Source organism: Kineosporia succinea (assembly GCF_030811555.1).
Classification (GTDB): domain Bacteria; phylum Actinomycetota; class Actinomycetes; order Actinomycetales; family Kineosporiaceae; genus Kineosporia; species Kineosporia succinea.
Window position 1 is genome coordinate 5,718,723 of the sequence record NZ_JAUSQZ010000001.1, and the last position, 12,723, is coordinate 5,731,445.

Genomic DNA, 12,723 nt, shown 5'->3' on the forward strand with positions numbered 1-12,723 from the left:
CCGGGGAGGGATAGCGTCGTGATGTGAGCCCTCTGGTCGCCCGACCCCGCCGCCTGCTGGTCCGGCTGCTGTTGTTCGCGCTGCTCGTGAACTATCTGGTGGTCGCCCAGTTGGCCTATCGCCGCATGATGAACGAGTCGCTTCGCGGCGCCGGTCGATCGTGGGCCGGCTGATCGAGACGGAACGGGCGATCGAGGCCGAAAGGCTGCGCATCGCACGCGAGATGCACGACCTGATCGCGCACAACCTGGGTGCCATCGCGTTCCAGGCCGGTATGGGCGCCCGCGTCATCGACACCCAGCCCCACGAGGCCAGCGCCGCTCTGAGCGCGATCGAGAACACCAGCCGCTCTGGGGGCGGTCGATCTCGCCGCCCGGTTGCAGCCCGACGTGGTGGTGATGGACCTGAGAATGCCCGGGGTGAACGGTATCGAGGCCACCCGCCGCATCGTCGCGGCCAACGACGCCACGCGCGTTCTCGTCCTCACCACGTTCGACGACGACGCGTCGCTCTACGGGGCGCTACAGGCCGGTGCCAGCGGGTTCCTGGTGAAAGACGTCTCCCTCGACGACATGCTGGCCGCGATCCGCGTGATCGCTGCCGGTGACGCGCTGATCGCACCCTCGATGACCCGGCGGCTCGTCGACGCGCTGACCGGCCGGGCGGCCCGCCCCGCGGTTTCCACCGGGGTGGAGGCCATTACGGAGCGCGAGCGTGAGGTGCTCACGTTGATCGGCCGGGGTCGCTCGAACGCCGAGATCGCGGCCGAGCTCGTCATCAGCGGCGCCACGGCGAAGGCTCACGTGGCCCGGCTGCTCACGAAACTCGATGCGCGCGACCGGGTTCAGCTCGTCATTCTGGCCTACGAGTTCGGCCTGGTGAAGCCCTCCGGGATGTAGCCCGCGGGCCGATGTGCCGAGCCGGTGCCTCCGGCAGCCTGAAGGCATGGCGAAAAGGTTCTCACAGGAGTGCTTTCAGGGCCTACGGACGCGTCGGGGCGCCGACGGTGGCCGGCTCGCCCACACGGTGCTCGGGTTTCAGGTTCTGGCCGTCATCGTCTTCACGCTGTGCTGGAACCCGCTCGACTTCTTCATCTACCGGGCCGGGGGGTCGGCGATCCAGGAGGGAGCGGCGCTGTACCTCGAACGGCAGGGCGGGTTGTTCTTCACGTACACGCCGTTCGCGGCCCTGTCGTTCGCCCCGCTGTCCTGGCTGCCGCTGGTGCCGGCGCGGGTGCTGTGGAACGTGGCCTCGGTCGCGGCGTTCGCGCTGGCCGGGCGGGAGATGCTGCGGCTGGTGGGCGTTCGCTTCACGCTGTGGATCGTGGTCGGCGGGCTGATGCTCGAACCGGTCTGGCACACGCTGTTCCTCGGCCAGATCAACCTGTTCCTGCTCGCACTGGTCCTGCACGATCTGCGCCGGGCCGCCGAGGGGCGCAGCGCCGGCAGCGCCGTCGGGATCGGTGTCGGCGTGGCCACCGCGATCAAGCTGACGCCGGGTGTCTTCGTCGTGCTCCTGCTGTTCGCCGGAAAGGTCCGTGCCGCAGTCACGGCCGCGATCACGTTCGCCGTGTGCACCGCGCTCGGGGCACTGGCCTCACCCGGGGCGTCGTGGCTCTACTGGCGCGAAATCTTCTACGACACCACGCGGGTCGGTGTGCCCGGGCGCCGAGGTGACTGGCCGGGCGCCGTGGCGGCGACGGGCGTGACCAGCCTGGTGGTGTCCCCGATCTCCTGGAGTCACCACTGGGTCTGGGCACTGCCCGCGCTGGTCGTCCTGGCCCGGTCGGCGTCGTGGCTGTGCCGGTTGCTGCTGGGGGCATCGGTCTCGGTGTTCGTGCTCTCGCCGATGTGGTGGGTGCCGCGCGAGGTGAGCCCGTTCGTGACCAACGCCTACCTGGTCACCGGCCTGGGCCTGCTGACCTGGTTGGCCTGGCGGTCACGGCAGGAGGGCGAGCTTGCCGCCGGGGTGCCCGCTCATCAGCACCTCGAGCGCGGCCGGGGCCTCGTGGAGAGGGAACGTCCGGGCGATCGGTACCTCGAGCCGCCCGGCACCGGCGAGGTCGACGAGCGACTGCCGCACACGATCCCGGAAGTCCTTGCTCTCCGGGGTGTTCCCACCGACCGCGAGAAACCCGTCCCGCTCGGCGCGGGCCCAGGCGGCGATGGTGACGATACGGCGCCGGTCCTGCACCAGAGCCAGTGACGTGTCCGCAGCCTCGTCGGTACCGACCGTGTCGAGGGCAGCGACGTACCCCTCCGGAGCCAGTTCCCGCAGCCGCTCGAGCAGCCCGTCCCCGTACGCGACGGGCACTCCGCCGAAACCTCGCACGACGTCGAAGTTTCGCTCCGACGCCGTCCCGATCACCCGAGCCCCGATGGCCCGCGCCTGCTGCAGCACACTGACGCCGACAGCCCCCGAAGCCCCGTGCACAACAATGGTGTCGCCGGACGTCACGGCGGTGACGTGCAGCATGTCCGCAGCCGTAGCCCCGGCGAGCAGCAGGTTCGCAGCCTCCGCGAACCCCACCCCGGCCGGTTTCCGCAACACGTCCCGGGCCGGCACGGTGATGCGGCTGGCGTACCCGCCGGAAACCCGGAACGCGAGAACCTCGTCCCCGACCCCGAACCCGCTGTCATCCCCGGCCGCATCCACCACCCCGGCCACCTCGAACCCCACGACCTTGGGCAGAACGGCCGGATCCTTCCCCGGCCCCGCCGCGAACCCCTTGAAGTCAGCCGGGTTCATGCCCGCGGCCCGTACCGCGATCCGAACCTCACCCACGCCCGGGTCCGCCGCCGCGTACTCCACAAGCTCGAGAACCTCCGGCCCCCCGAACCCCGTAGCCACCCACCTGCGATCCATAACTCCTCCTTCACCCGGCACCATCGATACCGATCCTGCCGAAACCCGCGTCAAGACGCGCGGCGAAGTGGGATCAGGGCTCAGGAACGGTTATCCAGTCCTCTGATTCGGCAAAGGTCACGTAGACACTGGCAGCTGCACTTTCGATGGACTCGTTGAAAGCGGCAGTGCTGAGCATTCGTAGGGCGTTCGAGCCACCGGCCGGAATCTCCGTGTACGGATCCCCATCCGCGGACAGTCGCGTCGAGGCCTGACTAAGCTCTGGTACCCAGCTCAGCTGGTACATGCATGACCCGACAGGGCGGCCGCGGGCGGCGTCCTCCTGGACCAGGTATCCCGGTTCGCTGGCTCCGGCAACTGAGCACGATCGTTCATCTGAGGCCGTCGACGCGGGGGAAACGGCTGTACTCGGAAAGCTGACTGCCACCGCACCTGCCCCGTACTTGTCCGCGAGCTGACCGGGAGCCATGCGGTCAACCGAGAGATTTCGTTCGCTGATTGTCAAGGCCAGGAAGGACGTTCCGGGAGCAGCGCTGTCACCCTGTCGCTCTGTGGTCTGCTCCAGACCGGTGGCACGGATCTGATACGTGAATCCATCAGGACTCCGGAAGGCAACGGACTCGCCGTATTGCGGTGCTGCGCCGGAACCCACTGCGGCCGGTGATGTCGACGACCGGGCCGGGCTGGCTGCAGATGTGGTCTCGGGCCTGGGCGTCGCGTCGCCTGGCCGGATGATGATCACTGCTCCGGCGACCACGACGACGGCGACACCTCCGGCTATCAGTGCCGGGGCAAGAAGGCCGGAGGCAGATCTGGCGTAGTCGCCTCTCGCCCGGATGGCCCCCTCGAGCCCTGGGCTCCCTTTCAGGGAACGAGCCGTCTCCGTCAGCAGTGAAGTCTCCCGCCGCGCATCCATTGCCTCGATCCGGTTCAGCAGATCCGTCACCCGCCGCCCGAAGTCCGGGTCCCCGCCGAACCCGTCGTCCAGCGCCCGCTGCAACCGGCCCTGTGTGGAACGGTCCACCTCGCCCGCCACGACGTCTTCCTGCAGCCGGCGCAAGAACACATCGGTCTGCTGTCGCGCGGCCACCGTGTTCTGCAGGTCTGTCAGCAGGGCCAGCAGTTGGCGGTCACCGTCCTCACCCCCGCCCCGTCGCACCGCCAGAGCCGTCAGATAGCTCACCACCGTAGCCGCCGCACTCATCCCGTTCCCCGTCCCCCACGACAACTCGGTCAATCAGCACCGGATCATAACAATCCAACCCCGCCCCATAGCTCCACGTAGCCGTGTGACCGGTCCCGTACTCCGAACGGGGGACCGGAAACCTCATCCGATGTTTCAGTCCGCTCCTACCGCTGCCGAAAGACTTTTCTGTGAGAAGACTGTCGCGGACCATAACCTTGCGGGCCACCCTCCTGCTGTTGGGCGTCGGAAGCATCGTGCTGACGGCGGGCGTTCTGGGGGGTGTGGCCGGATGGCAGAGCGGTGTGTTCAGCAACAAGGCTGACGAGACCATCGCCAATCAGCGGGACAACGAGCTGGACAGCCTGACCAGCCAGGTCTACCAGTTGGTGGGCAATGCGGGGGCTGCCACCCAGGACCGGGTCAACCGGGCCAACACCGTTGCGCTGGCGGACCTTGCGGAGAGGGGCGGCCTGCAGCTCGGCGGCCCGGACGTCACCTGGAACGCGGTCAACCAGGTCAGCCAGAAGGCGACCACGGTCAGCCTGCCCCGCGTGAGCGTCGACGGCCAGTGGCTGGGCCAGAACCGCAACGTCAAGCAGGGCACCCCGGTCGTCGACTCGCTCGCCGAGAAGGTCGGCGGCGCGGTCACGATCTTCCAGCGGATGAACGCGGACGGCGACCTGCTGCGCGTGGCGACCAACGTCCCCAACGCGGAGGGCAAGCGGGCGATCGGGACCTACATCCCGTCGGTCGGCGCGGACGGCAAGGCCAACGCGGTGGTCGCGGCGATCAAGGCGGGCAAGCCCTACCGCGGTGTGGCCCAGGTCGTGGGCACCTGGTACGTCACCGCGTACGACCCGCTGAAGAACGCGGACGGCGACGTGGTCGGTGCGGTCTTCTTCGGTGTTCCCCAGGCCGACGCGATCAAGGAGCTCACCGAGAGCGTCGCGTCCACCAAGATCGGCCAGCACGGCGGCATCTCCATCTTCAGCAACGAGACGGCCGACCGCGGCCGCGTCATCGCCTCGGGTCTTCCGGTCACCGAGACCGACAAGCCGCTCGAGGTCACCGACGCCGACGGTACCCCCTACGTGCAGCAGATCGTCGACGCCGCAGCAACTCTCGAAGAGGGCCAGGAATGGTCCGCGAACTACAACCTCCCCGGCGTCGACTCCCCGGCCGCCGACAGCACCGTCCGCGTCATGTACTACGCGCCCTACAAGTGGGCCATCGCGGTGCAGACCTACAACCCCGACTACGCCGCCGCCAGCGAGGCTCTCAGTGACGGCCGCGCCAGCATGCTGACCATCCTCGCGATCGCCGCCGTCCTGCTCGCCCTGGTCGGCGGTGGCCTGGCCTGGTACTGGGCCCGCCGCACGGCCAACCGTCTGGCCACCCTCACCGGCGCTCTCGACAAGGTCGCCCGCCGCGACCTGAACGTGCAGGTCACCGAGGGCACCGACGAGATCGGGCAGATGAGCAAGGCTCTCAACACGGCGGTCGGCGAGATCCGCTCGCTGCTGTCCGACATGGCCACGACCGCGACGGGTGTGGCCCGGGCCGCCGGCCAGGTCTCGACCGTCGGTGACGAGGTGTCCGGCGCCGCCGACGCGGTCGCCGCCCGCACCACGCACGTCGCCACCGAGGCCGAGGACGTCGCCCGCACGATGGCGACGATGGAGGCCGGCTCCAACGAGATGTCCTCCGCCATCAGCGAGATCGCCCGCAACGCCACCCAGGCCGCGTCCGTGGCCCAGGAGACGGTGCAGCGCACGGAACAGGCCCGCGCCGTCATCGACCGGCTGGGCAACTCCAGCGCCCAGATCGTCGACGTGGTCGAGGTCATCAACGCGATCGCCGGTCAGACGAACCTGCTGGCCCTGAACGCCACGATCGAGGCCGCCCGCGCCGGTGAGGTCGGCAAGGGCTTCGCGGTCGTCGCCAACGAGGTCAAGGAACTGGCCCGCCAGACCGCGGAGGCGACCGTCGACGTCACCTCCCGGGTCAACGCGATCAAGTCGGACACCGACGACGCGGTGGCCGCGATCACCGCGATCGGTGAGGCCATCGAGCGGGTGAGCAGCTTCCAGGAGGCCATCGCCGGCGCCGTCGAGGAGCAGAGCTCGGTGACCTCCGAAATGAGCCGGAGCGTCGAGGTGGTCACGATCGGCGGTACCCAGATCAGCGCCGGTATCGGTGAGGTCAAGGAGACCGTCGCGAGCACCCTCAAGGCGGTCGGCAGCTCTCGCGAGGCCGCCCGCACGCTCGACGAGAACGCCCGCGAACTGACCCGCCTGGTCGACCGTTTCGCTCGCTGAGTCGGCAAAACGCAGCAGGGCCGTGGATTCTCACCCACGGCCCTGCTGCGCGTCATCCCCAGAAGGCTGCCGATGGGGGACGCCGTGTCGGGCGATCGCGGTCAGGTCACCGGCGTCGTGGTCGTGTCGATGAGGGACGCGTCGGCCGGGCGACCGCGGTCGGGTCGCCCGGGAAACGTCAGGACCGCACGACCGCCGGCTCGGCCGCGGGCGCGGGAGCGTCCGGCTCCGACGGCGCCCGGCGCAGCAGCGCGAACACGACCAGCGCCCCGACGACCCCCACGCCCCCGGCGATCACGAACGCCCCGTGCAACCCGGACGCGAAGGCCTCGTGCACCGCCGTCCGCAGCTGGTCGTGGAACGCGGCCGGGGCCTTGGCCAGCACCACCTGGGTCTGACCCCCGGCCACCGCGGAGGCGACGTCGTCGGCCGAGGGGACCCCCGCGTCCCTCAGCGTCGATGCCGCCCGGGACGCGAAAACCGACCCCAGGACGGCCACCCCGAACGCCAGCCCGAGCTGACGCGAGGTGTTCAGCACCCCCGACGCCATCCCGCTGCGCTGCACCGGCACCGCCGACAGGGCGGCGGCCGTGAGCGGCGGCGTGGCCAGCCCGACCCCCAGGCCCACGACGAGCAGCCCGGCCAGCAGGGCCGTCCACGACGAGCCGGCCCGCACGAACAGCATGAGCAGGCTGCCGCAGCCGATCAGGAACAGCCCGGCACCGATCGGCCGGGCCACCGGCACCCCGTGCAGCCGGCTGGAGAGGAAACCGGCCACGGCGAACGCCACGACCGACATCGGCAGCAGGGCCAGACCGGTCTGCAGCGGGCTCAGCCCCACCACCGACTGCAGCCAGATCGAGACCAGCGCGCTCGAGCCGAACGCCGCCGACGACAGCACCGCCGCCGCCAGCACCGCCCCGGTGAACACCGGGCTGCGCAGCAGCGTCAGGTCGATCAGCGGGTGCTCGGCACGGCGCTCGAGGAGCACGAACGCGGCCAGCGCGAGCAGACCGAGCACGGCCGAGACCACCGGGGTACGGGACGTCCACGACGACTCGCCGGCCTCGATGATCGCGTAGGTGATCAGCCCGGCGGCCGCGGTGAACGTGACCATGCCGGGCACGTCGAGCCGCACGCGACGGCGCTCGGCGTCGGCGAACACGGCGATCGACAGGGCGATGGCGAGCACCGACACCGGCAGGTTGACCCAGAACGCCCAGCGCCACGAGAGCAGGTCGGTGAGCACGCCACCGATCACCGAGCCGACCCCGGCCGAGGCGCCGGCGACGGCACCCCAGATGCCGTAGGCCGTGCCCCGGTCGCGTCCGGAGTACGAGACGTTGATGAGGGCGACGGTGGTCGCGAACATCGCGGCGCCACCGATGCCCTGCACGGCGCGGCCGATGATGAGCACGGTGATGTCCTGCGACAGACCGCAGGCGACCGAGGCGAGGGCGAAGACCGTCAGGCCGGCCAGGTAGATCCGGCGCCGGCCGAGCGCGTCGGCCAGGCCTCCGGCCCCGAGCATGAGCGCGGCCAGGCTGAGGGCGTAGATGTCGATGACCCACTGCACCTGGCTGAACGAGGCTTCCAGGTCGCGGGTGATGTCGGGGAGGGCGACGTTCACGATGGTGACGTCGATGAGCAGCATGAAGGTGCCCAGGCAGACCGCGAGCAACGGGGTCCACTTACGCATGGAATGACTCCAGGTAGTTTTCGTCAGGTGTCCCCAGGATCCCCTCCGGAGGTCCCGCCGCATCCGTCGTACGTCTCGAAGTAGCTAGAATCCTCCGTCGAAGGGTGGTGTCCGGATGGAAATCCTCACGACCGACGAGCTCGACCATCAGCTCATCCACGCGCTGCGTCTCGATCCGCGCGTCCCGTTCGCCCGTTTCGCGTCACTCACCGGGGTCTCCGAGCAGACGGCGGCCCGGCGTTTCCGGCGGCTGCGCGAGCACGGCGTGCTGCGGGTCCACGGTCTGGTCGATCCGTTCGGCAACGCCCTGGGCAACTGGATGGTGCGCATCCGGGCCCGCCCCGACGCGGCGGGCCCGCTCGCCGACGCGCTGGCCCAGCGTCCTGACGTCTCCTGGGTCTCCCTGACCGCGGGCGGCACCGAGATCCTGTGCGCCGCCAAGAGTCACACCGGTCATGGCACCGACGGCACGCAGGAGCTGCTGCTGCGCCGCCTCCCGCACACCAAGGAGGTCATCGACTTCACCGCGCAGCTGGTCATGCACCGTTTCGACGACCGGCTGGGATCGGTGGGCAACCTGGCCGAGCTCGACGAGGAGCAGGTCACGCAGATCCGGTCCCGGGCCCTGGTCCGCGATCCCGAGGCGGGCCCGGTGACGCCGATCGGTCCCGACGACGACGCGCTGCTGGCCGAGCTGCGTGACGACGGCCGCACCCCGGTCGCCCGCCTGGCCCAGGCCACCGGCTGGAGTCCCGCGCGGGTGCACCGGCGTCTCGACGAGCTGGTGCGCAGCGGGCTGTTCTACTTCGACCTCGAGCTGGCCGTCGAGCTGGTGGGTCTCGGCACGCAGGCCACGATCTGGCTGACGGTGGCCCCGGCCGACCTGGACCGGGTGGGCCTGGAACTGGCCGAGCACAAGGAGATCGCCTACGTCGCCGCGATCAGCGGCAGCCGCAACCTCATGGCGTCCGCCATCACCCGCGACCCCGAGCACCTCTACCGGTACGTGACGCACGATCTCGGCGGCATCCCGGGCATCCAGCAGATCGAGATCTCGCCCATCCTGCGGCGTCTCAAGCAGGCCGGGTCGTTCATGCATGACGGCCGCCTGGCCGCCCCGGTGTCCTGAGGGCCCGAACCGAATCGGGGCTCCCTGACCCTTCGGGCTGGGGGTGACCCACCAGCGTCGGGGTACCGACGCGTCCCTCATGGGGTTCGGGGGTCAGAAGGTGAGATCGCCACCCGGCGCGACCGTGAACGCCCGCTCGACCTCGGCCGGGTCGACCTCGTCGACGGTGGCCGGGTACCAGCGCGGGTTGCGGTCCTTGTCGACGACCTGGGCGCGGATGCCCTCGCGCACGTCGTCGCGCTCGAGGCTGTGGGCCATCGCCCGGTAGTCCTGCACGAGCACCTCGCGCAGGGTCGCGGTACGGGCCTGCCGGATCGCCCGCAGCGTGATCTTCAGCGACGTGGGGGAGCGGCTCAGCAGCGTCTTCGCGGTGGCGGTGGCGTTCGGGTGCTCGTCGTTCTGCAGCCGCTCGATGATCGTGCCGACGTCGTCACCGGCGTAGCAGCGGTCGATCCACTCCTGGTCGGCGGCCAGCGTGCCCGGCTCCGGGGTCGTGGTCCAGGTGGCCAGGATGTCCTGCACGATCTTCCAGGAGGTCGCACTGGCCAGGTCCGGGAACGCGCCCGCCGGCGTGTGCACGTCGGCCAGCCCGCACAGCAGCGCGTCGGCCGGGCCGACCGGCAGCCCGGTCAGCGCCAGGTGCGTGCCCAGCTCCCCGGGCGCGCGCGCCAGCAGGTACAGCCCGCCCACGTCCGGCACCAGCCCGATGATCGTCTCCGGCATCGCCAGGCGGGTGTCCTGGGTGACCACCCGCGGCCCGGCGTGACAGCCCAGCCCGACCCCTCCGCCGTAGGTGATGCCGTTCATCAGCGACACCACCGGTTTGGGGTACTCGGCCAGCAGCGCGTTCATCCGGTACTCGTCCCACCACAGCGCCCGGGCACCCTCGCCGCCGTCGATGAGCGTCGACAGCGACACCGCCTTGATGTCACCGCCGGCGCAGAAGCCGCGCGGTCCGTCGGCGTCCAGGATCACGCACTCGATCTCGTCGTCGTCGCGCCAGGAGGCGAGCGCCGCCGAGATCGCGCGGATCATGGCGTGGGTGAGCGCGTTGATGGCGCGGGGGCGGGCGAGGGTGATCCGTCCGGCGTGGCCCTGCACTCCCACGCGGACGTCTTCACAGGTATCGGAGTCAGACATCGGCACGAACGCTACCCGCGCGTGCCGTGCGGCGTGTTACCCGGAGCGACTTCATAGGTAAGGATCTTCTCCATGACCTCTGCCCCGACCTCTGCCACCAGTCGGATCGGGCTCGGGCTGGCCGCCGTGGCCCGGCCTGCCTACATCACGCCGTCCCGCTCGGCCGACCTGGGGGCGTCGGCGGGGGAGCGGGCCGTCGAGCGTCTGCGGGCGCTGAGTCACGAGCTCCTCGACGTCGCCCACGCGGCGGGGGTGAGGTACGTGGACGTGGCCCGTTCGTACGGTCTGGCGGAGGACTTCCTGTCCTCCTGGCTGGCGGCGCGGCCTTCGGCGGAGGGGGTCGTGGTCGGGTCGAAATGGGGCTACCGGTACGTGGGCGACTGGCAGCTCGACGCCGGGGTGCACGAGGTGAAAGACCATTCGCTGGAGGCGTTCCGCGACCAGTACCCGCAGAGCCGGGAGCTGCTGGGGACGAGCCTGGCGATCTATCACATCCACTCGCTGACGCCGGACTCGCCCGCGCTCACCGACCGGGCGCTGCACCAAGCGCTGGCCGGGGTGCGGGCTGCGGGCACCCGGGTCGGGTTCTCCACGTCGGGGCCGCGTCAGGGCGAGGTGATCCGGCGGGCGCTGGAGCTGGAGGTGGACGGGCAGCCGCTGTTCACGTCGGTGGAGGCGACCTGGAACCTGCTGGAGCCCTCGGCCGGCCCGGCGCTGGCCGAGGCGGCGGCGGGCGGGGCGACGGTGATCGTGAAGGAGGCCGTGGCGAACGGGCGGCTGAGCCCGGCGGAGACCGATCCGCACCCGGCGGCGGTGGCCGCGCGGGAGGTGGCTTCGCAGCTCGGGGCCGGCGTCGACCAGGTGGCGACGGCGGCGGCGCTGGCGCAGCCGTGGGCGTGGCGGGTGTTGTCGGGGGCCGTCACGGTCGAGCAGTTGCGGGCGAACCTGGGGGCGGCCGGTCTGGACGGTCTGGACGACCTGGAGATCGACGTGGAGCGGCTGACGGCCTGGGCGCAGGACCCGCGGGAGTACTGGGCACAGCGTTCGGCGCGGGCCTGGTCGTAGAACGCGGCCCGGTCGTGAGGACGCGGCCTGTCGTGAGGACGCGGCCCGGTTGTGAGGACGCGGCCCGGTTGTGAGGGCGTGGCCCCCGGTCGTGAGGGCGTGGCCCGGTTGTGAAGGCGTGGCCCGGTTGTGAAGGCGTGGCCCGGTGCCGGGGCGCGGCCCGCTGTGCGGGGCGGGCCACGCCCTGGGGACGGGTCAGTTCTTGTCGGGCACCAGGCTCGAGGGCTGCGGCGTCTCGGCCAGCACCCGGTCGATCTCGGCCAGTTCCTCCTGCACGAGCTCCAGGTTCTCCAGCGCGTCGACGTTCTGCTCCAGCTGCGCCACCGACGAGGCACCGATCACCAGCGAGGTGACCCGCTCGTCGCGCAGCGCCCAGGCCAGCGCGAGCTGCGCCAGCGACTGACCGCGCTTCTCGGCCACCGCGGCCAGGTTGCGCAGGCGGCCGATCAGCTCGTCGGTGATCTGGTTCGCGTCCAGCGACTTGCCCTGGGTGGCCCGCGAGCCCTCCGGGATGCCGTTGAGGTAGCGGTTGGTCAGCAGGCCCTGCTGCAGCGTGCTGAAACCGATGATGCCGAAGCCCTCGTCCTCGGCCGCGTCGAGCAGGCCGTCGTCCTCGATCCAGCGGTTGAGCATCGAGTACGAGGGCTGGTGGATCAGCAGCGGCGTGCCGGCCTCACGCAGCAGCTTCGCCATCGTGCGCGAGTGCTCGGAGGTGTAGCTGGAGATACCCACGTACAGCGCCTTGCCCTGCTGCACGGCGGAGGTCAGCGCGGCGGCGGTCTCCTCCAGCGGCGTGGTGGGGTCGTAGCGGTGGGAGTAGAAGATGTCGACGTAGTCCAGGCCCAGGCGGGTCAGGGACTGGTCGAGCGACGAGAGCATGTACTTGCGCCCGCCGCCGCCCTGCCCGTACGGGCCGGCCCACATGTCGTACCCGGCCTTGCTGGAGATGACCAGCTCGTCGCGGTACGGCTTGAGGTCGGCGGCGAACAGGCGGCCGGCGTTGATCTCGGCCGAGCCGTAGGGCGGGCCGTAGTTGTTGGCCAGGTCGAAGTGCGTGATGCCGAGGTCGAACGCGCGCAGGGCGATGTCGCGCTGGGTGGCCCACGGCTTGTCGTCGCCGAAGTTGTGCCAGAAGCCCAGCGACAGCAGCGGCAGGTCGAGCCCGGAACGGCCGGTGCGGCGGTAGCGCATGCTGCCGTCGTAACGGGCGGGGTCGGGGCGGTACGTCATCGGTGCGCTCCAGCTTCGGATGGTGATTCGTGCCGGGCCCATTGTGTCCTGTGCTGCGGCGGGGGCTGAACGCACCCCGTACACCTGTTCG

General features: G+C 70.6%; 9 protein-coding genes and 3 pseudogenes. 7 read left to right on the plus strand and 5 right to left on the minus strand.

The window, feature by feature from the left end; all coding sequences use genetic code 11:
• Positions 1-23: 23 nt before the first annotated feature.
• The 4 genes and pseudogenes from J2S57_RS24810 to J2S57_RS24820 form a co-directional block, all read left to right on the plus strand.
• Positions 24-173, plus strand: coding sequence for a hypothetical protein (locus J2S57_RS24810; protein ID WP_307247169.1), 150 nt, complete (start codon positions 24-26; stop codon positions 171-173).
• Positions 174-223: 50 nt separating this feature from the next.
• Positions 224-316, plus strand: a pseudogene (locus J2S57_RS35420) (hypothetical protein); the annotation flags it as partial.
• A gap of 40 nt (positions 317-356) precedes the next feature.
• Positions 357-899 (plus strand): annotated as a pseudogene (locus J2S57_RS24815) (response regulator); the annotation flags it as partial.
• Positions 900-945: 46 nt separating this feature from the next.
• Positions 946-1,800, plus strand: a pseudogene (locus J2S57_RS24820) (glycosyltransferase 87 family protein); the annotation flags it as partial.
• Positions 1,801-1,938: 138 nt separating this feature from the next.
• Here the strand turns inward: J2S57_RS24820 and J2S57_RS24825 are convergent.
• Positions 1,939-2,865: an NADP-dependent oxidoreductase gene (locus J2S57_RS24825; protein ID WP_307247174.1), complete on the minus strand. Its 927-nt coding sequence runs from the start codon at positions 2,863-2,865 to the stop codon at positions 1,939-1,941.
• A 73-nt stretch (positions 2,866-2,938) separates the two neighbouring features.
• Positions 2,939-4,048, minus strand: a complete 1,110-nt coding sequence (locus tag J2S57_RS24830; protein ID WP_307247176.1) for a hypothetical protein — start codon at positions 4,046-4,048, stop codon at positions 2,939-2,941.
• Positions 4,049-4,287: 239 nt separating this feature from the next.
• On the opposite strand from J2S57_RS24830, the gene J2S57_RS24835 reads away from it, so the two are divergent.
• Positions 4,288-6,369: a methyl-accepting chemotaxis protein gene (locus J2S57_RS24835; RefSeq protein ID WP_307247178.1), complete on the plus strand. Its 2,082-nt coding sequence runs from the start codon at positions 4,288-4,290 to the stop codon at positions 6,367-6,369.
• A gap of 178 nt (positions 6,370-6,547) precedes the next feature.
• Here the strand turns inward: J2S57_RS24835 and J2S57_RS24840 are convergent, their stop codons facing one another.
• Positions 6,548-8,068, minus strand: coding sequence for an MFS transporter (locus tag J2S57_RS24840; RefSeq protein ID WP_307247179.1), 1,521 nt, complete (start codon positions 8,066-8,068; stop codon positions 6,548-6,550).
• 115 nt (positions 8,069-8,183) lie between these two features.
• Here J2S57_RS24840 and J2S57_RS24845 point away from each other — a divergent pair, with 115 nt between their 5' ends.
• Positions 8,184-9,197 carry an Lrp/AsnC family transcriptional regulator gene (locus tag J2S57_RS24845; RefSeq protein WP_307247181.1) on the plus strand — a complete coding sequence of 338 codons (1,014 nt, stop codon included), beginning with the start codon at positions 8,184-8,186 and terminating at the stop codon, positions 9,195-9,197.
• 93 nt (positions 9,198-9,290) lie between these two features.
• Here J2S57_RS24845 and J2S57_RS24850 read toward each other — a convergent pair whose 3' ends face one another.
• Positions 9,291-10,337 carry an enoyl-CoA hydratase/isomerase family protein gene (locus J2S57_RS24850; protein WP_307247183.1) on the minus strand — a complete coding sequence of 349 codons (1,047 nt, stop codon included), beginning with the start codon at positions 10,335-10,337 and terminating at the stop codon, positions 9,291-9,293.
• A 72-nt stretch (positions 10,338-10,409) separates the two neighbouring features.
• Between J2S57_RS24850 and J2S57_RS24855 the strand changes: the two genes are divergently transcribed.
• Complete coding sequence (locus J2S57_RS24855) at positions 10,410-11,402, plus strand: aldo/keto reductase (RefSeq protein WP_307247185.1); 993 nt, start codon at positions 10,410-10,412, stop codon at positions 11,400-11,402.
• A 195-nt stretch (positions 11,403-11,597) separates the two neighbouring features.
• Here J2S57_RS24855 and mgrA read toward each other — a convergent pair whose 3' ends face one another.
• Complete coding sequence (mgrA, locus tag J2S57_RS24860) at positions 11,598-12,632, minus strand: L-glyceraldehyde 3-phosphate reductase (protein ID WP_307247187.1); 1,035 nt, start codon at positions 12,630-12,632, stop codon at positions 11,598-11,600.
• Between the last annotated feature and the right edge of the window lie 91 nt (positions 12,633-12,723).